This window comes from Mycolicibacter acidiphilus (assembly GCF_018455725.1).
In the GTDB taxonomy this organism is placed as follows: Bacteria; Actinomycetota; Actinomycetes; order Mycobacteriales; family Mycobacteriaceae; genus Mycobacterium; species Mycobacterium acidiphilum.
In genome coordinates this window covers 1-345 of sequence record NZ_JAHCLR010000155.1, presented here as the reverse complement: position 1 = coordinate 345, position 345 = coordinate 1, and the positions used below count along the sequence as shown (strand labels likewise).

Genomic DNA, 345 nt, shown 5'->3' with positions numbered 1-345 from the left:
CCCAATACACAAGCATTGAATTCGCCACTGCTGCAAGACGATTGGATGTGCGACTCTCGGTGGGACGGACCGGGGTGTGCTGGGACAACGCAGTGGCGGAGTCGTTCTTCTCCATGCTCAAAAACGAGATGTACCACCACCAGCGGTTCAGCACCCGGGCCCGTGCCCACCTGGCCGTCGCCGACTACATCGAAGTGTTCTACAACCGTCGACGCCGGCACTCCACCATCGACTACCGCACCCCCGCCCAAGTGATGAACGACTTCTTCACCCGCACCGACTCCGCGACCAACCAGGCCGCGTAGAAACAAGCGTTCTGACGTCTACAGAACTTGACACAGCCCA

General features: G+C 59.7%; 1 protein-coding gene. It reads left to right on the top strand.

Annotation, left to right across the window (positions count from 1 at the left end; translation table 11 throughout):
* Positions 1-305 (top strand): integrase core domain-containing protein (locus KIH27_RS22285; RefSeq protein ID WP_214095106.1); only part of this gene is annotated, 305 nt, incomplete at its 5' end.
* Between the last annotated feature and the right edge of the window lie 40 nt (positions 306-345).